The following is an 18,657-nucleotide window of genomic DNA, read 5'->3' on the forward strand; positions in this document are numbered from 1 at the left end:
AATCCCATGTCCGACCCCACCTCTGCACACGCCACGCACTATGACCTGCTGATCGCCGGCGGCACCGTGATCGACGGCAGCAAGGCACCTCGCTTCAGCGCCGATATCGGCGTGCGCGACGGCTGCATCGCGGCGATCGGCGACCTCGGCGGGCACACGGCCGACCGGGTGCTGGATGCAACGGGCCTGATCGTCGCCCCAGGCTTTATCGACGCGCACACGCATGATGACCAGGCGGTGCTGTCGCAACCCAACATGCCGTTCAAGGTCTCGCAGGGCGTCACCACCGTGATCGCCGGCAACTGCGGCATCAGCGCCGCGCCGCTGCGTGCCGACATGGATTTGCCGATGCCGCTGAGCCTGATCGACACACCGGAGCAAGGCCGCTTCACCACCTTCGCCGCCTACCTCGACGCGCTGCGTACCATGCCGAGCTCGGTCAATGTAGCCGCCATGGTCGGGCATTCCACCTTGCGCGCGGTCACCATGGCGGCGCTGGACCGGCCAGCCGATGCCAAAGAGATCGCCGCCATGCAGGCGCTGGTCGAGGAGGCCATGCAAGCCGGCGCGATCGGCCTGTCGACCGGCACCTTCTACCCGCCCGCCGCCATGGCGACGACCGAGGAGATCATTGAAGTCTGCCGGCCGCTCAGTGCCCGCAAGGCACTCTACGTCACGCATATGCGCGACGAGTCCGACCACGTCATGGCCTCGCTCGACGAGACCTTCCGCATCGGCCGCGAGCTCGACGTGCCGGTGGTGGTGTCGCACCACAAGGTGCAGAGGCAGGCCAACTTTGGCATGAGCCAGGTAACCCTGCCCTTTATCCGCGAGGCCATGAAGCACCAGTGCGTGTCGCTCGACTGCTACCCGTACACGGCCGGCTCCACCATGATCCGCACCGACCGCGGCATGCTCGACGGCCGGGTGCTGATCGCCGCCAGCCAGCCGCACCCCGAATGCGCGGGCCGCGACCTCGACGACATCGCCAGGGAATGGGGCGTGCCCAAGGAAGAAGCCGCGCGCCGCCTGCAGCCGGGCACCGCGATCTACTTCCAGATGGACGAGGACGACGTCCAGCGCATCCTTGCCTTCGACGAAACCATGATCGGCTCAGACGGCATCCCCGTCGGCACCAGCCCGCATCCGCGCCTGTGGGGCACCTTCCCGCGCGTACTGGGGCACTACTGCCGCGAGGTCGGCCTGTTCCCGCTGGAGACGGCGGTCTGGAAAATGACCGGGCTGACGGCGCGCAACTTCGGCCTGCACCGGCGCGGTACGCTCTCCGTGGGCCACCATGCCGACATCGTCGTTTTCGATGCGGCCAACGTGCGCGATGCCGCCAGTTACGAGACCCCCACCCGGCCAGCCGAAGGCATCGACACCGTGATCGTCAACGGCGCCATTACCTGGCAGCACGGCGCGCACAGCGGGTCGCGCAACGGGCAGGTCATCACGCGGCCAGCAGGCCCTGAGGCGGGAAACGCGGTGCCTGCCTGAGGCCCCCGGCGGATCAGAACTTGGGAATGCGCAGCGTCTTGCTGACCATCAGCGTGCCCGACAGCGCGAACAGCAGCACCAGCGGATGCAGCACCGTGGGTCCCAGCACCCACGCGCCGCCCGGCAGCTCGCCGCCCAGCTGGCCTTGCCAGGCGCACCATGCCAGCACCGCGGTCAGCAGCACGCTGGTCGGGATCGGCGTGCCTTCGAAGTAGGCCACCTTGCCGCTGTCGCTGCCCTCGGCCAGCGATTCGGCGGTGACGTTGAAGCGCGCCAGCCGGCTCACGCCGCAGCAGACAAAGTAGATCAGCACGGCCAGGTCCCAGCCGCCGCGCATGCCGGCGGCAAAGGCCAGCGTGGCCGGCCCGACGCCGAACGAGATCACGTCGGCCAGCGAATCCAGCTCGCGCCCCAGCGCAGAATGCGCATGGCGCCAGCGCGCGATGCGGCCGTCCAGCACATCGAAGATAAAGGCCAGCGGCGCCAGCGCCGCCGCCGTGAAGAAATGCGACAGCTGCTGGTCGGCCACGTAGAACATGGCGAAGAACACCGACCCCATGCCGCAGGCCGCGTTGCCCAGCGTAAAGACATCGGCCAGCTGCAGCTCGCGCAGCATCGAGAAATGGCGGGGACGTTCCGGCCGGGTGCTCATGGTGCGCGCTTACAGGACCTTGGCCACGTGATGCACGTTCGGCGGCGCGGCAAAGGTTTCGCCCACCAGGGCTCGCCATTGCTGGAACTCGGGCGACTCGCGGAAATGGACCATGTGGTCTTCCACCGTCTCCCATTCCACCACCAGCGTGTAGTGTTCCGGCTGCTCGATCGAGCGGAACAGCTGCACGCCGTGGCAGCCGCGCGAGCGCAGGAACAGCGGCGTGGCCTGGCTCACGCCCTGCTCCAGCTGCTTGTCCATGCCGGGCTTGATGGTGAGTTGTGCGATTTCCTTGATCATGGTGGTTTTACCAATGGAGTAGAAGCCGGCGCACCGGCGGGTGTCTGCTACCTTAGCACGATCGCGGGCCCGCGTGCCTGCTGCAAGCATTCCGTTACACGCGGCGGTTAGCATCGTCCACCCTGCCACTACCTGCCGATAACGCCATGCGATTGTCCCTGCGCAAGCGCCACCTCGCCCGGGCCGTATTGCCCGCCCTCGCCTTGACCTGCATGGCGGGCGCGCATGCTGCATCGCAGCCATGCGGCACGCCTGCGACGCCGATTGCCGAGATCCAGAGTGCTGCCGCGACGTCACCGCTCGCGGGCAGCGTGGTGGAGGTAGAGGCCGTCGTCACCGCGGACTTCAGCGGCGATGGCGGCCTGCGCGGTTTCTTCCTGCAGACCGCGGACGCGCAACGCCTGCACCGGCCCGGCGTGTCGGAAGGCCTGTTCGTCTATGCGCCACGCACCACGGCACGCGCCGGCGACATGGTGCGCGTGTCCGGAAGGGTCGAAGAGAAATTCGGGCAGACGCAGCTGGTGCTGTCCGGCCCGCAGGCGGTGTGCGCGCGCGGCATGGCGGTGACGCCGCAGACGGTGACCTTGCCGGTCGCCGGCGAATCCGGTCTTGCCGCGCGTGAAGGCATGCTGGTGCGCCTGCCGCAGACGCTGACGGTTGCCGACACCCATGAACTTGGTCGCTATGGCACCTTGGCGCTGAGCGACGGCCGGCCCATCGCACCGACGCAACAGGCACTGCCGGGCACGGCCGCCAGGCAAGCCGCCGCCGCCAACGCCCGCAACCGGCTGTTGCTTGACGATGGCTCGACGCGCCAGTATCCCGCCGCGGTGCCCTACCCGCCACCGCGCCTGGCCGCGGACCATCCGGTGCGTGCCGGGGACACGGTCAGCGGCGTCCAGGGGGTGCTGGAAAAACGCCACGGGCAGTGGCGCGTGCAGCCGGTGCCCGGTGCGAGCGCGCCGGTGTTCCAGGCCACCAACCCGCGCCGCGGCGCGCCGTCAAGACATCCGGCCACCACGCTGCGCGTGGCCGCCTTCAATCTGCAGAACTACTTCAACGGTGACGGCCAGGGCGGCGGCTTCGATGCCCCCGGCAACCGCGGCGCGCAGGGCGCCGAGGCGCTGGCGCGCCAGCAAGCCAAGCTGCTCGCCGCGCTGAGGGGGCTGGATGCGGACGTGATCGGCGTGATGGAGGCAGAAAACGACGGCTACGGCCAGTACAGCGCAATCCGCCAACTGGCCACGCGGCTCGGGCCGGACTGGCGCGTGCTCGACGCCGGCACGCCGGCGCTTGGCAGCGATGCCATTGCGGTCGGCCTGCTGTACAACGCCCGCACCGCCGTGCCCGCCGGGCGTGCGGCCACCACCTGGCTGGGCGAGCGCAGCCGCCAGCCGCTGGCCGGCACCTTCCGCGCGACAGCTGGCGGCGCGCCGGTCACGGTCGTGGTCAATCATTTCAAATCCAAGACGTGCACCGAAGCCACCGGCACGCAGGCCGACCAGGGCGATGGCCAGGGTTGCTGGAATCCCGCGCGCGTGCAGGCCGCCCACGCGCTGGCCGAATGGCTGGGCGCGACGCCGACGGGCGTGCCCGGCGCGGGCGTGCTGGTGATCGGCGACCTGAACAGCTATGCGATGGAAGACCCCGTGCGCGTGCTGGCGCGCCACGGCTACGCCGACATGGTTGCGGAATTCGCCGGCAAGCCGGCCTACAGCTACGTCTACAATGGCCAGGCCGGCTATCTCGATCATGTGCTTGCCGATGCCGTCGCGGCCCGGCATGTCATCGCCGTGCATGCCTGGCATATCAATGCCGACGAGCCCCCGGCCTTCTCCTACGCCCCGGCGCCGGGTGCGCCTGCGGTGCCGGGCCACTACGCGCCCGACCCCTACCGTTCGTCAGATCACGACCCCTTGGTGGTCGACTTCGCCAGCAGCCCCCGCGCCAGGTAAAGCACCACCAGCAGGTTGGCTGCCGCCAGCGTGCCATGCAGCCAGCTGGGGTGGACCAGGGCCTCGTACAGTTCCAGCGGAATGTAGATGCCGCCAGACCACACCCCGATCCAGTTGCCCCATGCAAGCCCGCGCCAGAGCCCGTACGCTTCGGCAAAGCGCATCAGCGCATAGACCGCGGCAGAGCCGCCGATGGCCCACAGGCGCGCGTTGTCGGGATGCGCAAGCAAGGACAGGAAGATGGTGGGATAGCGGCTGGCCGGGTTGACGTGAATGCGCTGGATGATGGCTTCCGCCAGCGCCTGGGCGTCGCGGTGCAGCAGTGCAGCCAGGCCCAGGCCGGCCACGATCACCAGCAAGCCCTTGGCGGCTTCAAACAATGCGATGCCCCTCAGGCCCAGTGCGCCCTGCTTTGCCATGCGGTGTCCCCGGTCGATGCAAGAATTGCAAAGCCGGTATTGTGCAACACTGGCAGGCAATGCCGCAGCCTGCATGGCGCCGGTGCGCGCTTTCAGCGTCCGTATTCGCGCTCGCGCATCGGCCCGTCGGCATCGATGCCGCCGCTGGCGGCAATGGGGCCGTCCACGGTCAGCGGGCCGGCCACGCTCAGATCGCCCCTGACCACCATGTCGCCATGCACCGTCACCGGGCCGTTGAAGACCTTGAGATAGCCGCCGCCGTACGGCAGCCCGCGCGCGCTGGCGGGTCCGGTGAAGTACGCCGCGGTGAGCGGACCGCTGGCATAGACGTGTCCGGCGACAACCAGCTTGCCGTGCACGGTCAGCGGCCCCTGCACCTGCGCCGAACCGCCGATGGTGATCGGGCCGGATTCATGTGGCTGGGCGCGAAGCGGGCCGGCCACGGCCAGCAGTGCCAGCGCCACGACAGCCGCCAGCCGCCACCACGGCCCACGGGCATCGAGGCGAAGCATTCGGTGCGACATGATGTAGCCTCCGGCCGCACCGCGTCCTAGCGCTGCAGCTTCTGGTAAGTGCCGATCAACTCTGCGGTGGCCAGGATATGGCCCCGCATCGCCCGCTCCAGCGCCGCCTTGTCAGGCATCCCCAGGTCCGGCAACGCCGCGTTCAGCGCATAGAGCTTGAAGAAGTAGCGGTGCCGGCCGATCGGCGGGCATGGGCCGCCATAGCCGGCGCGGTGCCAGTCGTTCAGCCCGTCGCGCGTGCCGGCGGGCAGCCCGGCCTTGCCGATGTCCCCCGGCAGCGCCTCGGCATGGGCCGGCAGGTTGTAGAGCAGCCAGTGGACCCATGTCATTTTCGGCGCGGCGGGATCGGGGGCATCGGGATCGTCGACGATCAGCGCCAGGCTGGCCGTGCCGGGCGGCAGGCCGGTCCAGGCAAGCGGCGGGGAAATATCGGCGCCTTCGCAGGTGTGCTCTGCGGGGATCTCGCCACCCGGGGCGAATGCGGTCGATTGCAGCTGGAACGGCATACGGGCCTCGCTGGACGCATTGAGGGATGGCTCCAACTTAGGCCGGATCGGTGCCTCGCGCAAGGCGATGGCAGCAGCGGGCGCCTCCAGCAGCGCCTTGAGCCGGCGCACGGCTACGGTGGACTCGGCCTGGACGCGCTCGCGCAACATCAGGCGGTTGATCAGCGCAAAGAGCAGCGTAGGCGACCGGTAGCGGAATTCCCGCTCGATGCGCGTGCGTTCGGCCGATGGGGTCAGCGACGGCGTCATGGCGGGCGTAAGCCGGTAGGTGATGGTGCCGACCCTGCGCCCGTCGGCCACGCCCTCGATCGACCACGTGCGCGGCCGCTGGCTTTCGATAACGGTCCAGACCACCGCGCCACCGCGCTGCGCGACCATGAAGGTCTCGGTCACGCGCTCGCCCTGCCCCAGCGGATGGTCGGTCGCTCCCGCCACCCCAAGCGAGGCCGGATGCCATTCCGGCCAGTGCCGCGGCGTCGACACGTAGTCGAACACCTGGGCCGCCGGGCGGGCAATCACCACCTCGTCATGGATGGCGGTGCGGTCGGACCAGGGCAGCGGCGCCAGCAGCATGCCCACGGTGATCGCGGCGAAGATCAGTCCCCAGAACGGTTTCCTGTGTCGAACAAGCATGGCGGCGGGACAGGACGCATCCGGGGCGCACCCGTGCATCCCGTACGCATGGCGCGATGCTTCCAGTGTAGTGACTGGGAAGCATCGCGCCAGTCCCGCGCGGCTTAGCGGGCCTGTGAGGCCGGCGCGCCCTCGGCCGCCGGCGCCGGCACGGCCGCCACCGTCTCCGGCAGCGGGCCCCAGCCGCCGCCCAGCCGGCGGATCAGCGACACCGTTGCGGCAGCGCGCAGGCCGGCCACCTGGTTGGCCTCGCGCTGCGACTGCAGCACGGTGCGGTCGGCATCGATCACCGTCAGGTAATCGACCGCGCCGGCGTCATAGCGGCTGCGCGAGATCCGCGCTGCGCGCCGGGCGCCGCCAAGTGCGCCGTCCAGCGCGCCGGCCTGCTGGCTGAGCCAGCGCACGTCCGCCAGGCTGTCTTCCACCTCGCGGAACGCCACCAGCACGGTCTGCCGGTAGCCGGCCACGGTTTCCTCATGCGCGGCACGGGCACCGGCGAGGTTGGCGCTGTTGCGGCCGCCATCGAACACGGTCTGTGCGATGGTGGAGCCGATCAGCGGCCCCAGCATCCAGGTGCGCGACGACCACTTGAACAGGTTCGACAGGTCCGCCGATTCAAAGCCGAACAGCCCGGTCAGCGTGATGCGCGGGAAGAACGCCGCCTTGGCAACGCCGATGCGCGCGTTGGCCGCGGCCATCTGGCGTTCCGCCGCGGCGATGTCGGGGCGCCGCTCCAGCAGTTCGGACGGCAGCCCGGCGGGAACCGCGATCGGCGCGGCGTCGAACGGGCGCGCCGGCAGCGAGAATGCCGCCGGCGGCACGCCGGTCAGCACCGCCAGCGCATGCTCCTGGTTGGCGCGGCGGCGCTCGATGCCGGCCAGGTCCGCGCGCGCGGTGCCGAGTTCAGCTTCGGCACGGGCGGGATCGAGGTCGGTGGTTTCACCGGCGTCATAGCGCTTCTTCAGCAGCGACAGCGCATCCTCGCGCAGCCTGATGGTGGCGTTGAGCAGGTCGCGCTCGCTGTCCAGCGTGCGCAGCGCAAAGTACGCCTGCGCCACGTCGGCCTGCAGCGCCAGCTGCACCGACCGATACAGGTCCTCCGCGGCCTCGCCTTCGGCGCGGGCGGCATTGACGCTGGACGCGACACGGCCGAACAGGTCAAGCTCATAGCTGGCGAAGGCGCGTGCCTTCAGCACCGTCTGCGGCGAGACCCGCGTGCCGTCGGGCAGACCCTGCGAGGCCGCCGACGGCTGGCTGCGCGTCGGGTCCAGCCCGACGCTCAGTTGCGGGTAGAGGTCCGCCTCAGTGGCACCCGTGAAGGCGCGTGCCTGCTTCAGGCGGGCAGCGGCAATCGCCAGATCCTGGTTGGAGCTGCCAGCCGCGTCGATCAGGCGGTCCAGTTCGGCATCGCCGAAGATCTTCCACCATTCGCCGCGATGCTGGCCTTCGGCCGGCGTCGCGGTCTTCCATTGCGCGCCTTCGGCCTGGGCGGCCTCGGCCTCCTTGAAGGCCGGCACGGTGGCCGTTTCGGGCACTTTGTAAGTCGGGGCCAGCGAGCAACCCGCAAGGACTAGCGCTGCCGCCAGTGTCGCCAGCTTAGGCAGCCAATTTGTTGTCGAAAATGCAGGGGCATTCATGTTGATCACCATTATTCAGCCGATGCAGTCAGTTGCGCGCTTTGCTCTTGCGTAGCCGCGCGGCGCTGGCCGCGCGTGGCCAGCAGGCGCAGCGCCACATAGAACACCGGCGTCAGGAACAGCCCGAAGAAGGTCACGCCGAGCATGCCCGCGAACACTGCCACGCCCATGGCATGGCGCATCTCGGAGCCGGCGCCGGTGGAGATCACCAGCGGCACCACCCCCATGATGAAAGCGAACGAGGTCATCAGGATCGGGCGCAGGCGCAGGCGGCTGGCTTCGATCGCGGCCTGCACCACGGTGCGGCCGTGATGCTCCAGCTCGCGCGCAAACTCCACGATCAGAATCGCGTTCTTCGCTGACAAGCCGACCAGCACGATGAAGCCGATCTGCGTGAAGATGTTGTTGTCCCCACGCGTGAGCCACACCCCGGTCATCGCCGCCAGCAGGCTCATCGGCACGATCAGGATCACCGCCAGCGGCAGCGTCAGGCTTTCATACTGGGCAGCCAGCACCAGGAACACCAGCAGCACGCACAGCGGGAAGATCCACACCCCCGCATTGCCGGCCAGGATGTCCTGGTAGGTCAGCTCGGTCCATTCGAACTTCATGCCCTTGGGCAGCGTCTCGGCGGCAATGCGCTCGGCCGCGGCCTGGGCCTGGCCCGACGAGAACCCGGGCGCGGGCCCGCCGTTCATGTCGGCGGCGGTAAAGCCGTTGTAGCGCACCACGCTGTCCGGACCAAAGCCTTGCTTGACCTGCACCAGCGACGACAGCGGCACCATGTCGCCGGCGGCGTTGCGCGTCTTCAGCTGCAGGATGTCCTCGGCATGGGCGCGGAACGGCGCGTCTGCCTGCACCTTGACCTGGTAGGTCCGGCCGAACTTGTTGAAGTCGTTGACATAGGCCGAGCCCAGGTAGGTCTGCAGCGTGTCGAACACCTCGGTCACCGGCACGCCCAGCTGCTTGGCCTTGACGCGGTCCAGCTTGACGTCGAGCTGCGGCACGTTGACCTGGTAGTTGCTGAAGATGCCGCTCAGCTCGGGCGTGGCGCGCGCCTTGTTGGCAAACGCGTTGGTGGCCTCGAACAGCGCGTCATAGCCCAGCGCGGCACGGTCCTCGATCATCAGCTTGAAGCCGCCGATGGTGCCCAGGCCCTGCACGGGCGGCGGCGGGAACACCGCGATAAAGGCATCCTGGACGGCCGCGTACTTCTGGTTCAGGTCGGCCGCAATCGCCGCGCCGGACAGTTCCTTGGTCTTGCGCTCCTCGAACGGCTTGAGCGTGGCGAACACGATGCCGGCACTCGGGCTGTTGGTGAAGCCGTTGATCGACAGGCCCGGGAAGGCCACCGCCGATTCCACGCCCGGATGCTTGAGCGCGATGTCGCTCATCTTGCGGATCACGTCCTCGGTGCGGTCCAGCGTGGCGCCGTCCGGCAGCTTGGCAAAGCCCACCAGGTACTGCTTGTCCTGCGCCGGCACAAAGCCCTTGGGCACCAGCTGGAACACGCCCCAGGTCAGCACCAGCATCACCGCGTAGACCCCGAATACCGAGCCCTTGCGGCGGATCACGCCCTTCACGCCACGGCCATAGCTTTCAGCGCTGCGGCCGAAGAAGCGGTTGAAGCGCTTGAAGAAGCCGCCGAACACGCGGTCCATCCAGCGCGACAGCCAGTCCTTGGGCGCGTCATGGCCCTTGAGCAGCAGTGCCGACAGCGCCGGCGACAGCGTCAGCGAGTTGAACGCCGAGATGATGGTCGAGATCGAGATGGTCAGCGCGAACTGCTTGTAGAACTGGCCGGTCAGGCCCGTCATGAAGGCCAACGGCACGAACACGGCGATCAGCGTCAGCGCGATGGCGATGATGGGGCCGCTGACTTCGCGCATGGCCTTGTAGGTGGCCTCCTTCGGCGTCAGCCCCTCTTCGATATTGCGCTCGACGTTTTCCACCACCACGATCGCGTCATCGACGACGATACCAATCGCCAGCACCAGCCCGAACAGCGACAGCGCGTTGATCGAAAAGCCGAACGCATGCATCAGCCCGAAGGTACCTACGATCGACACCGGCACCGCCAGCAGCGGGATGATCGACGCGCGCCAGGTCTGCAGGAACAGGATCACCACCAGCACCACCAGCGCGATGGCCTCGAACAGCGTATGCGTCACTGCCTCGATCGAGTGGCGCACGAACTGCGTGGGGTCGTAGACGATGCTGTAGTCGATGCCGTCCGGGAAGTTCTGCTTCAGCTCCTCCATGGTCTTGCGCACGTCATCGGAGATCTGGATGGCGTTGGAGCCCGGCGCCTGGAAGATGGGGATGGCCACCGCCGGCTTGTTGTCCAGCAGCGAGCGCAGCGCGTATTCCGACGCGCCCAGCTCGATGCGGGCAACGTCCTTCAGGTAGGTGACGGCACCGTCGGCGGAAGTGCGCACGACGATGTCGCCGAACTCCTCCACCGTGCTCAGGCGGCCCTGCGCATTGACCGACAGCTGCAGGTCCGCGCCCGGCAGCGCCGGCGACTGGCCGATCACGCCGGCCGCCACCTGCACGTTCTGCTCGCGGATGGCCTTGACCACGTCGCTGGTGGCAAGCTGGCGCTCGGCCATCTTCTCGGGGTTCAGCCACACGCGCATGGCGTAGTCGCCTGAGCCGAACAGCTGCACCTGGCCCACGCCCTGCAGGCGCGCCAGCCGGTCCTTGACGTTGATCACCGCGTAATTGCGCAGGTAGGTCATGTCATAGCGGTCGTTGGGCGAGACCAGGTGGACCACCATGGTCAGGTCCGGCGAGCTCTTGACCGTGGTGATGCCCAGCCGGCGCACGTCTTCCGGCAGGCGCGGCTCGGCCTGCGAGACGCGGTTCTGCACCAGCTGCTGGGCCTTGTCCGGATCGGTGCCCAGCTTGAAGGTCACGGTCAGCGTGAGCAGGCCGTCGCTGTTGGACTGCGAAGACATGTACAGCATGTCCTCGACGCCGTTGATCTGCTCTTCCAGCGGCGAAGCCACCGTCTCGGCAATCACCTTGGGGTTGGCGCCCGGAAACTGCGCACGCACCACCACCGACGGCGGCACCACTTCCGGGTACTCCGAGATCGGTAACTTGAACATCGATATGGCGCCAATCAGGAAGATCAGCACCGACAGCACCCCCGCGAAGATGGGGCGGTCGATAAAGAATTTAGAGAGATTCATCTTGGTCTCTGCCTGCGTTGGCGTAGCGGCTCCCCTGGCGGCCCGCCGAAGCGGGCGCCATCCACATCACGGGGAGCGCTGGAGTTGTCTGGCTGTGCTGGTTGCTCGGGTCCGGGGATCAGATCACGGGCTTGCCGTCGTCGCCTTCGGCACTGGCCTTGCCGCTGGCGGCCTGCTTGCGGTCGGGCGTGGTGCCGCGCGGTTCCAGTTCGCTGCGGAAGGCCATGGCCACCGGCTTGGGCTGGACCGTGTCGCCCGGGCGCACGCGCTGCAGGCCATTGACGACGATGGTCTCGCCCGGCTTCAGGCCCTTGCGCACCACGCGCAGGCCGTCATGGTTGGGCCCCAGTTCCACTTCGCGGTAGACCAGCTTGTTGGTCTTGTCGACCACCAGCACGAACTTCTTGCCCTGGTCGGTGCCGACGGCGCGGTCATTGACCAGCACCGCCGCATGCGGCGCGCCGCCGCCCAGCTTGACCTTGGCGTACAGGCCCGGCAGCAGGCGTCCGTCTTCGTTCTGGAACACCGCGCGTACGCGGATGGTGCCGCTGCGCGGGTCCAGGCGGTTGTCGACCGACTGGATCTTGCCCTCATGCGGATTGCCGTCCTCGTTGGCCAGGCCCAGGTAGACCGGCAGGTTGGGCTGGCCACCGCCGGCACCCGGCGCGGTGTAGCGCAGGTAGCTCTGCTCGTCGATCTCGAAGCTGGCATAGACCGGCGACACCGATACCACCGTGGTCAGCGCCGGCGAGGCCGCGCCCGGTGCCACCAGGTTGCCGACGGTGATCTCGGCGCGCGACACGCGCCCGGCCACCGGCGCGGTGATGCGAGTGTAGGCCAGGTTCAGGCGTGCGGTTTCCAGCTGCGCCTGCGCGGCGCGCACGTTGGCACCGGTTTCGCGGGCCGCGTTGATGCGCTCGTCGAACTCGCGCTTCGAGATGGCGTTGTCATCCAGCAGCCGCTGGGCGCGCGTCTGTTCGCTCTGCGCGTGGGCGGCGCGCACCTGCGCCGCGGCCAGCGCGGCGTCGGCACGGGCGACTTCCGCGGCATAAGGACGCGGGTCAATGGTGAAGAGCGGATCACCCTTCTTCACCAGCGCGCCTTCGCGGAAGTGCACGGCGTCAATGGTGCCGCCGACGCGCGGACGGATCTCTACGCGCTCCACGGCCTCGATCCGTCCGGAGAACTCGTCCCACTCGGTGATGGTCTGGCCGACCACAGCGGCCACTTCAATCGCCGGCGCGGGCGGCGGGGTGTTGGCATGAGCTTCACCGCTATGCCACGGGCGCAGGATCGAGCCGGCCACGCCGGCGCCCAGCACCAAGACGATGGCGAGGGCAATCAGGGTACGTCGTTTCTGCTGCTGCATTTCTCAAACTCCTGGATCGGGTTTTCTTCAACCGGAAAAGCAAATGGCCGAACGCCGCCTGCCGGTCCGCGTGGGCTGACCGGAACCATGGCCAAACTGATGGTCGGACTTAGGACCGCTTGCGTATTGCGGCGGTCCTGGCTCTGGCCGAAACAGAGCCGGCTGGCGGTTGTCTGGAGCGGCTCAGCCGGCGGGCTTGGCTCCAGGCCGGCTGGCGTTGGCGTCAGCGCGGCGTTCAGTCAGGGATGAGGTATCGTCGGCCGCGGCCAGACATCGCCGCAGGAACCGCGCACCTTCGTCGACCCATGCCTGACAGCTGTCATGGGCCTCTTCCACGCCGTCGCCGCAGGCGCCGGGCATGATCATGGCCTGGGCCGGCACACCGGCCTTGGCCAGGCGCCCGGCGAAGGCTTCGCCCTCGGCACGCAGCGCGTCGTATTCAGCCACCTGGACCAGCGTGGGCGGCAGCCCGGCCAGGCGCGAGGCCAGCGCCGGGGCGGCATACGGATGCACCGTATCCGCCGGCGTCGGCAGGTAGTCGCGATAGTTGTCGGCCAAGCGCCGCAGGGTGTCCATCGGCACCTGCCCGCCGTCGAACCCCGCGCAAGAGGCATGCTGCAGGCACGGGTCCGTCACCGGGCGGATCAGCCATTGCCCGCGCGGTTGCGCGGTGCCGCGGTCGCGCAGCATCTGCGCCAGCGCGATCGCCAGGTTGCCCCCGGCCTCCTCGCCCACCAGCGCAAAGCGGGTCTTGTCCAGCTTCAGGCGCCGGGCATTGCGCAGCACCCACTGCACCGTGCTGTGCGCGTCCTCCGGCGCCGCCGGGAACGGATGGTCCGGCGCCAGCGAATACGCCGGCGTTACCACCACCGCCGGCACCGTGGTGGCCAGGTCCTGCACCAGCTTGCATGCGTGTTCCAGGCCGCCTTCGACAAAGCCGCCGGCATGCAGGTACACCAGCCAGGGCAGCAGGGGCGCGCCCTCGGCACCCGGCGCCGGATAGCCCGCCGGGTAGCACACCCGCACCAGGATCTCGCGCCCGTCGCTGGTCACCGTATGCTCGGCCACGCGCGCCTGCCCCTGCCCGGCTGCCGTGGGGGCAGTGGCGGCGCTGGCTGCATCAGGGCGTTGGCCTGGCTTCTGGGACATGGCATTGGCGCACGAAAGAAACAATGCGCTTGAGTGTTGCGATGCAACGGATTATGGTGATTGACGAGGATGGGATAAAGCGAGAGATCGCCAATGCACTGTTCCGGGATTGGAATAATCTCAAACCGCCTCGTCATGCCACTGAAACGGCATATCCCCACGCATGACAAGGTCTTGGATTTTGTGATTCACTGCGGCTCTCGGCACGCGTGGCGGTCTGCCAGGCCGGTGCGCGCCCGATCAGAATCCATGCCGGAACCCGCGCCCAGCCAGCGCGCAGTCCCAGTACCAGCCAGCCCGCAGACTCCCCACAACAACAACCAGCATGGCCACGTGCGTCACGAGCGCGCGCGGCACGCCGTTCGGATCTATCGTCGGAACCTCATCATGGACCGTCTCGTATCAATGCAGGCATTCACCCGGGTCGTGGACGTCGGCAGCTTTGCGCGCGCCGCGGAATCGATGGACTTGCCCAAGGCCACGCTGACCCGCCTGATCCAGAACCTGGAAACCCACCTGGGCGTCAAGCTGCTGCACCGGACCACGCGCCGCATCAGCGTGACCAACGACGGCGCGGCCTATTACGAACGGTGCGTGCGCATCCTGGCCGATGTCGAGGAGGCCGAGCAGTCGCTGACGCGGCAGAATAACTCGCCGCGCGGCACGCTGTCGGTGGACACCACCGCGGGGCTGGCGCAGCTGGTGCTGGTGCCCCACCTGCATGAATTCTTCCAGGCCTACCCGGACCTGAAGCTGAACCTGACCATCAACGGCAAGCCGATCGACCTGCTGCAGGAAGGCGTGGACGTGGTGCTGCGCGTGGGCACGCCGGTCGAGGAATCCATGGTGGCCCGCCGCATCGGCCATGTGCAACTGGCGTTCTACGCCTCGCCGATCTACCTGAACCGCTTCGGCACCCCACACGACCTGGCCGAGCTGGCCCAGCACAAGGCGGTCAATTTCCTGTCCAACCGCACCGGCCGTGAGATGCCGTGGCCCATGGCGCGCGGCATGGAGCGCAGCGAGGTGTTGCTGCCATCGGCCATTTCCACCAACGATGCCGATGTCTACATGGGCTGCGCGCTGGAAGGCCACGGCGTGGCACGGGTCTCGCGCGCCATGGCCGAGCCCTATGTGGCCAGCGGCCGGCTGGTGGAGATCATGACCGACTGGCAGACCGAAGAACTGCCGATCTCGGCGATGTATCCGCAGAACCGGCACCTGTCGGCCAAGGTGCGGGTGTTCGTCAACTGGGCAGCGGACCTGTTCTCGCGCCACCCGCACTTTGGTGCGGCACAGCAGCGGCTGGCGGTCGCGGCCTGATGGCGTGATAGGCTAGTGGCCGCAGTCTAGTGCGGTATGTAGGACAAAACCGGAAATCGGCCTGGCGCCGGCCAGCCTATACTGTTTTTTCCGAAATCACGACAAGAAGAGGAGTCCGATGAAACAAGTGCTTACCCCCCTGGCGGCCTGCATTGCAGCGACCATTGCACTGGCCGGCTGCGCCGGCTCCGGCAAGACCTCCTCGTCTGCAGCCAGCGCGTCCGGCGCCAGCACCAGCACCAGCGCCAGCGCCAGCGCTAGGGCGACGGCCACGCTCCAGCCCAAGAGCGGCACCAATACCGCCGGCACCGTGAACTTCCAGCAGCAGCCGGGCGGCGTGATGATGACCGCGGCGATCACCGGCCTGCCGCCCAGCTCGGTGCACGGCTTCCACGTCCATGAGAAGGGCGACTGCTCGGCGCCTGACGCGATGAGCGCGGGCGGCCACTTCAACCCGACCGGCAAGCCCCACGGCCAGATGACCATGCCCGACCACCACGCCGGCGACATGAACAACGTCACCGCGGACGCCAACGGCAACGTGCGCGTCAGCATGCTGCTGCCGGACCTGACCGTTGGCACGGGCGCCAACGGCGTGATCGGCCGCGCGGTGGTGGTACACAAGGACCCGGACGACTACAAGACGCAGCCGACCGGGAATGCGGGCGGGCGGATTGCTTGCGGCGTGGTGGCGGCTTCGTGATCGCGTCACAAACGGCCGGCGGGCTTTGACAAGCCCGCCGGTGTTCTCCCTCGGCAGCGACAATCACTCGCTGCCTCAATACCCCTTGAAATTCGCATTCACCCGCTGCCGCAGGTAATCCCCCGCGCTGATCGGCGGATACTTGCCGCCGGGCCCTTCGATCATCGCACTGCGGTTGGCCTGGCAGAAGAACGCCATGCTGTAGCGCGGACCCATGTATTCATCCGGCGCGGGATTGCGCACGCGGTGGAAGTTCGACGGCAGCCGGTCGTCGCTCCAGCGCATCAGCATGTCGCCGATATTGCAGGTGATGACTTCCTCGTCCGGCTCGATCGGGGTCCATGCCTGCGCCTCCATCTCCTTGCCGGGGCAGACCTGCAGGCCGCCCTGGCCGGGGCGCTGGAACAGCAGCGTCAGGCAATCGAAATCCGTATGCGCGCCGGCGCGCCAGAGGTCCAGCTTGTCGCGCAGTTCGGGCGGGATCGCGTAGTAGTGCAGCAGCCGTAGCGTGCTCTGGTAGTCCGGCGCCCGCGGATCGTGCGCCTGCGTGAAGAAGTCGCTGGCAAAGCCGAGCTTGCCGGCAAAGCACGACAGCACCTTCATGCCCACCTCCCAGCATTGCGCCTCGAAGGCAAGCATGGTGGCGCGGAAGCCTTCCAGTTCGTCATCGCCGGGCCACAGCCCGGCCATATGCGGGCGCGTGATCTGGTAGGACTCCTTCTGGTCCGGGGTGCCGGTCGAGGGGCGCACCTGCGCGCGGCTTTCCCAGCCGGCGTTGTTGGCCTTCTGCAGCGGGTATTGCGCCTTGACGGCGTCGGGCAGCGCGAAGAAGTGCTCGGTCATGGCGAAGGCTTCGCGCACCCTGGCCAGGTCGATGCCGTGGTTGGCGATCTGGAAGAAGCCGACGTCGACCGATGCCTTCCACAGTTCATCGGCGATTTGCGCCTTGCGCCGCGCGTAGTCGGACAGGTCGATGCGGCGGATCTCGCGCTGGCGGGTTTCCGAACCGAACGCGCCCATGCGCGATTCGCGGTGGAGTTCGGCCAGGGCGTAGGCGGTGTCTGGTTGGCTCATGGTGTTCCTTGTGCAATGCGGGTCAGGGATTGGCCCCTCGCCGGCACAGGCAGACCACCCATGGCAACGCACGCCGGGACAACGCGCTCCTGAGGTCGCCTGTGCCAGCCTGCGCGATGGCGAGGGGCACGGACTTCAAGAGCAATTCCCGGCCATCCGGCGTGCGTCTGCGACGCGCCGCGGGGATGGTGAACGCTTCTACTCTTGCCTGAGGTTATGCAGGTTCCGGGCCAGGGGTTTTGCACCGGGATCGCAGCATTGCGCCGGGGATTGCGCTGTGATGGCGCATGCCGGGCAACGGCTTGGTGCATGGCGCCGCGCAGCGCCCGGCACGGATCCTGCTGAAACCGCAACGGAGTAGAAGCGTTCAGCGGCACGCCGCCCGGAAATTGCTCCCGATGATGTGCACGGTCCCCGCGCATGCCCTGGCCGCATGCCGGCGCGGCGTGGTGCCGGCGTCTCGGGAGGCCACGCTCTCCTTCTGCACCCGCGCCAGCCGCCCGCGCACGCATCGTCCAGTGACATTCGTTCCGGAGAAAGACATGCGTCGCCGTTCCTTCCTGCGCGCCACTGGCGCCACCGCCCTGCTTGCCGCCGCCCCGTTCGCGGTGCCCCATGTCCGCGCGGCGGGCTCGCTGCAGAAGTTCAAGTTCAATCTCGGCTGGAAGGTGGAAGCCTCGGGCGCGGGGTTCCTGCTGGCGCACCAGCGCGGCTACTACAAGGACGCCGGGCTCGACGTCACCATCGATACTGGCAACGGCTCGGCTTCGGCCATCAGCCTGGTCGCGGGCGGCGCCTATGACTGCGCCTCGGCCGACCTGGCGGCGATGATCGAATTCAACACCACCAACCCGTCCGCCGCGCTCAAGGCGGTGGCCATCCAGTACGACCTGAATCCGAACGCGATCCTGGTGCGCAAGGGCAGCGGCATCGTCAGGCCCGCGGACCTGGCCGGCAAGTCCATCCTGGGCCAGCCGTTCAATGCCTCGCGCAAGCTGTTCCCTGTCTTCGCCAGGGCGCAGGGCTTCGACCCCGGCGGCGTGAAGTGGGAGAGCGTCACGCCCGATATCGGCGACACGCGCTTCGTCAAGGGCGACTTCGATGCCGCCGCCTATTTTTTCTTCACCGGCCTGCTGAACCTGAAGGCGCGCGGCATGGGGCCAGAGAAGATCACGGTGTTCCGCTTCTCGGACTATGGCATGAAGTCCTACGGCAACGGGCTGGTGGCCAACCGCAAGAGCATGACATCCGATCCGGAGGTGATGAAGGCCTTCGTCAAGGCCTCGACCCGCGGCTGGCTCGACGCCATTGCCGATCCCGCCGCGGGCGGTGCCGCGGTCAAGGCGCGTGAGCCGCTGGCCGACCAGGCGCTGGAGACGGAGCGCCTGCGCCTGATCGTCGACGGCACCATGAAGACGCCCGACACCCGGCGCGACGGCTGGGGCGCGGCCACGCCGGCACGGCTGCAGGCAACGCTGGATGAAACCGTCGGCGCCTTCGGCATCAAGGCGCCGCTGACGGTGGCGGACATCTGGACTGACCAGTTCCTGCCCGCGCCGTCGGACCGCCGCCTCAAGGCGTAAGGAGAGCACGCCCGTGTCTATCCCGTCCCTGGCCTGAGCGATGCGCCGGAGCCCGGTGGCGCCCCGCCACTTCACGCTCCCGGTGCGTAATTAAGCCCGCCGCCCGCGCGGCATGGCAACATGACGGAATTGC

Annotated in this window: 15 protein-coding genes and 1 pseudogene; 5 read left to right on the forward strand and 11 right to left on the reverse strand. The window is 68.2% G+C overall.

Annotation, left to right across the window (positions count from 1 at the left end; genetic code table 11):
* Positions 1-6 precede the first annotated feature (6 nt).
* A complete protein-coding gene (locus AC3WL8_RS05710) occupies positions 7-1,500 on the forward strand; it encodes an N-acyl-D-amino-acid deacylase family protein (protein WP_013952756.1) in 1,494 nt (497 codons plus the stop codon).
* A gap of 13 nt (positions 1,501-1,513) precedes the next feature.
* On the opposite strand, the gene AC3WL8_RS05715 is transcribed toward AC3WL8_RS05710, so the two are convergent.
* Together AC3WL8_RS05715 and AC3WL8_RS05720 are read right to left on the reverse strand one after the other, a co-directional pair.
* Positions 1,514-2,152, reverse strand: a complete 639-nt coding sequence (locus tag AC3WL8_RS05715) for a CDP-alcohol phosphatidyltransferase family protein (protein WP_013952755.1) — start codon at positions 2,150-2,152, stop codon at positions 1,514-1,516.
* Positions 2,153-2,161: 9 nt separating this feature from the next.
* The gene (locus AC3WL8_RS05720) at positions 2,162-2,452 is read right to left on the reverse strand and encodes an antibiotic biosynthesis monooxygenase family protein (protein ID WP_041228612.1); all 291 of its coding nucleotides are present in this window, start codon (positions 2,450-2,452) and stop codon (positions 2,162-2,164) included.
* Between the two features lie 146 nt (positions 2,453-2,598).
* Here AC3WL8_RS05720 and AC3WL8_RS05725 point away from each other — a divergent pair, with 146 nt between their 5' ends.
* Positions 2,599-4,407, forward strand: coding sequence for an ExeM/NucH family extracellular endonuclease (locus AC3WL8_RS05725; protein ID WP_211981218.1), 1,809 nt, complete (start codon positions 2,599-2,601; stop codon positions 4,405-4,407).
* Here the strand turns inward: AC3WL8_RS05725 and AC3WL8_RS05730 are convergent.
* The 8 genes and pseudogenes from AC3WL8_RS05730 to AC3WL8_RS05765 form a co-directional block, all read right to left on the reverse strand.
* Complete coding sequence (locus AC3WL8_RS05730; protein ID WP_153953931.1) at positions 4,359-4,826, reverse strand: DUF2127 domain-containing protein; 468 nt, start codon at positions 4,824-4,826, stop codon at positions 4,359-4,361. The two genes, AC3WL8_RS05725 and AC3WL8_RS05730, sit on opposite strands and share 49 nt — an antisense overlap.
* Before the next feature lie 92 nt (positions 4,827-4,918).
* The gene (locus tag AC3WL8_RS05735; RefSeq protein ID WP_013952751.1) at positions 4,919-5,350 is read right to left on the reverse strand and encodes a hypothetical protein; all 432 of its coding nucleotides are present in this window, start codon (positions 5,348-5,350) and stop codon (positions 4,919-4,921) included.
* Between the two features lie 26 nt (positions 5,351-5,376).
* Complete coding sequence (locus tag AC3WL8_RS05740; protein WP_041228853.1) at positions 5,377-5,856, reverse strand: YbhB/YbcL family Raf kinase inhibitor-like protein; 480 nt, start codon at positions 5,854-5,856, stop codon at positions 5,377-5,379.
* Positions 5,857-5,952: 96 nt separating this feature from the next.
* Positions 5,953-6,528 (reverse strand): annotated as a pseudogene (locus AC3WL8_RS05745) (SRPBCC family protein); the annotation flags it as partial.
* 65 nt (positions 6,529-6,593) lie between these two features.
* Complete coding sequence (locus AC3WL8_RS05750) at positions 6,594-8,126, reverse strand: efflux transporter outer membrane subunit (RefSeq protein WP_228772381.1); 1,533 nt, start codon at positions 8,124-8,126, stop codon at positions 6,594-6,596.
* Between the two features lie 11 nt (positions 8,127-8,137).
* Positions 8,138-11,323 carry an efflux RND transporter permease subunit gene (locus tag AC3WL8_RS05755; protein ID WP_211981217.1) on the reverse strand — a complete coding sequence of 1,062 codons (3,186 nt, stop codon included), beginning with the start codon at positions 11,321-11,323 and terminating at the stop codon, positions 8,138-8,140.
* A gap of 118 nt (positions 11,324-11,441) precedes the next feature.
* Complete coding sequence (locus tag AC3WL8_RS05760; protein WP_153953933.1) at positions 11,442-12,692, reverse strand: efflux RND transporter periplasmic adaptor subunit; 1,251 nt, start codon at positions 12,690-12,692, stop codon at positions 11,442-11,444.
* 183 nt (positions 12,693-12,875) lie between these two features.
* Positions 12,876-13,841 (reverse strand): alpha/beta hydrolase, encoded by a 966-nt coding sequence (locus AC3WL8_RS05765; protein WP_013952746.1) that lies wholly within the window; start codon positions 13,839-13,841, stop codon positions 12,876-12,878.
* 387 nt (positions 13,842-14,228) lie between these two features.
* Between AC3WL8_RS05765 and AC3WL8_RS05770 the strand changes: the two genes are divergently transcribed.
* The gene (locus AC3WL8_RS05770) at positions 14,229-15,164 is read left to right on the forward strand and encodes a LysR family transcriptional regulator (protein WP_041228611.1); all 936 of its coding nucleotides are present in this window, start codon (positions 14,229-14,231) and stop codon (positions 15,162-15,164) included.
* 118 nt (positions 15,165-15,282) lie between these two features.
* On the forward strand, positions 15,283-15,867 hold the full coding sequence (locus AC3WL8_RS05775; RefSeq protein WP_492377994.1) for a superoxide dismutase family protein: 585 nt from the start codon (positions 15,283-15,285) through the stop codon (positions 15,865-15,867).
* A 75-nt stretch (positions 15,868-15,942) separates the two neighbouring features.
* Here AC3WL8_RS05775 and AC3WL8_RS05780 read toward each other — a convergent pair whose 3' ends face one another.
* On the reverse strand, positions 15,943-16,941 hold the full coding sequence (locus tag AC3WL8_RS05780; RefSeq protein ID WP_153953936.1) for an isopenicillin N synthase family dioxygenase: 999 nt from the start codon (positions 16,939-16,941) through the stop codon (positions 15,943-15,945).
* A gap of 542 nt (positions 16,942-17,483) precedes the next feature.
* Here AC3WL8_RS05780 and AC3WL8_RS05785 point away from each other — a divergent pair.
* Positions 17,484-18,524: an ABC transporter substrate-binding protein gene (locus tag AC3WL8_RS05785; RefSeq protein WP_013952741.1), complete on the forward strand. Its 1,041-nt coding sequence runs from the start codon at positions 17,484-17,486 to the stop codon at positions 18,522-18,524.
* Positions 18,525-18,657 lie beyond the last annotated feature (133 nt).

It is taken from the genome of Cupriavidus sp. FW305-F7 (genome assembly GCF_058782875.1).